Annotated in this window: 1 protein-coding gene and 2 pseudogenes; 1 reads left to right on the forward strand and 2 read right to left on the reverse strand. The window is 42.1% G+C overall.

Annotation, left to right across the window (positions count from 1 at the left end; all coding sequences use genetic code 11):
- Positions 1-375 (forward strand): annotated as a pseudogene (locus PX482_RS00375) (transposase family protein); the annotation flags it as partial.
- A 19-nt stretch (positions 376-394) separates the two neighbouring features.
- Here the strand turns inward: PX482_RS00375 and PX482_RS00380 are convergent.
- Both PX482_RS00380 and PX482_RS00385 read right to left on the reverse strand, forming a co-directional pair.
- A pseudogene (locus PX482_RS00380) lies at positions 395-1,730 on the reverse strand (ISAs1 family transposase).
- 53 nt (positions 1,731-1,783) lie between these two features.
- On the reverse strand, positions 1,784-1,926 hold a 143-nt coding region (locus PX482_RS00385; protein ID WP_288121942.1), incomplete at its 5' end, for a transposase.

Genomic DNA, 1,926 nt, shown 5'->3' on the forward strand with positions numbered 1-1,926 from the left:
CGAATCGAATCGAAAAATCAAAAAGCAATCTGTCCTCGTTGTGGGTTAGAGAGCGATAAACTCCACCAAAATCATCGACATTTAGTCAAAGATTTACCAATCTCAGGACAACCAGTGTACCTACAAGTTAATCGTCGTCAATTTAAGTGCGGTAATTGTCAGAAACCCTTTAGCGAAGAGTTAGATTTTGTCGCCAAGAAACGAACCTACACGAAAAGACTAGCCGAGAATATACTCGAACAATTAAAAGCAGCAGATATTTTAAATGTTAGCCGAAGAAATAACGTAACGGAAGAAGAGATTCAAAGAATAGTAGAGGACATCGCCGAAGAAATTACAGAGCCAGATTTATCGAAATTAAAAAGACTAGGAATTCAGGGTAAGAGCATCTCAATCACGCTTGACAAAAGGAACTCAGCACAGCCACCATATAGTCATTGTCCATCGCCGCGCGCTTACTTTTTTGTCGCAGACTACGTCGGTAAGTGGATTCCTGGTTAAGGGCGTTAAGTGCTAGCCGTCTGAGGAGACCAAAATTCCGAGGGCTATGCCAAGACCGAATCCGACACTTATCTTCATTAAAAGTAACATCTAAAGTCCAGTGGACTTGATTTTCAATGCCCCAGTGTTTACGAATAGCCTTACCGATGATTTGAGCATCAGCCTGGAGAGAACTGAGATAAAATTGGACTTCGTGAGTAGTTTTATTCCAGAGATGGCGAATCCGTTTAACCATAACAATACTTTTAAGTCCTAACCATTGCTGTTGTTGGTAAAGACCGCCAAAAGCTTCTAAAGGTACAGCCCAACACCAACGCTTTTCTAGACGATGATGACCTTTTTCTAGGCGATAGTCATAACTAAATTTATAGCGGTTCTCGCATCTGTGCGGCACACTTAAACCTTTGCTGATTAAGCTGTTCAGGATCGGGAATGTACCTCTTGTGAATCAGAAACGCTATAATCCCTTCAAAGTTATGAGCTTGAGCCTGATCGAACCAATTCTTAACCTGAGAGTGAAGAGTGGGATGATTAGCTTTAAGTGCTAACACATAATCAGCTTTTTTTTGGCGAATTTGTCGAACAATCTCAGTTTGAGTTCCCATCGCGTCAATGGTGATAATCGCACCCGAGATATCTAATAATTCTAGTAGGGCAGGAATCGCCGTAATCTCATTAGACTTATCTTCCACCTTGACTTGTCCTAAAACCAATCGTTGCTCACTTGCCCAGGCGGTGACTAAATGTAAGGCTTTTATCCCTTGATTACGATCGTAGGAACCTTTGAGATTTTTCCCGTCTATGGGGACAATTTCTCCCGCGAGAGAACCCATCAAATGTTGTAGCCATTGAGACAAAACTTGTTCGAGAGCTTCCGGCTTAATCCGTTCAAAAACCCGACGAAAAGTATCATCAGAAGGGATGCCATTGGGTAATTCCCAAAATTCCGATAACCAAGCCTGCTTACTGATGCCATAATTTTCCATGTCTTCCCAACCTTGCGCCCCGGCGATCTCGCGTAGCGAGCGCGTTGCGACCACGGCTAAAATCGCAATCACTAAAATATCGGTCAGCAAATGTTTTTGAGTTCGAGAAACTCTCGGGTCAGGAATATCTTGAACATAATTCAATAACCTGGCTTGAATTTCATTGATTGGTGTTAACGGCCCGGTCGTTGGCTGTTGAGCTTTCTTTTCTGGTTCCAATACGGGGGCAAAACCTGTTGCCATGACTTCTCTCCTAATTAATATTAATTGGGCTCTTCGTTACCCTTTATGCTAAATTAACAGACAAGATGCCAAGACAACATACTTCTAACCCAAAAATTCCGAAAGTTTCTAAAGCCATAGCTTCTCCGTTTTATTAGTTTAAGTTTATTGTTGATTCCCTCGACCATCCCATTCGTTGTCCTTCGCTCGAAATAAC

The organism is Microcystis sp. M53602_WE12 (genome assembly GCF_030065455.1).
In the GTDB taxonomy this organism is placed as follows: Bacteria; Cyanobacteriota; Cyanobacteriia; order Cyanobacteriales; family Microcystaceae; genus Microcystis; species Microcystis aeruginosa.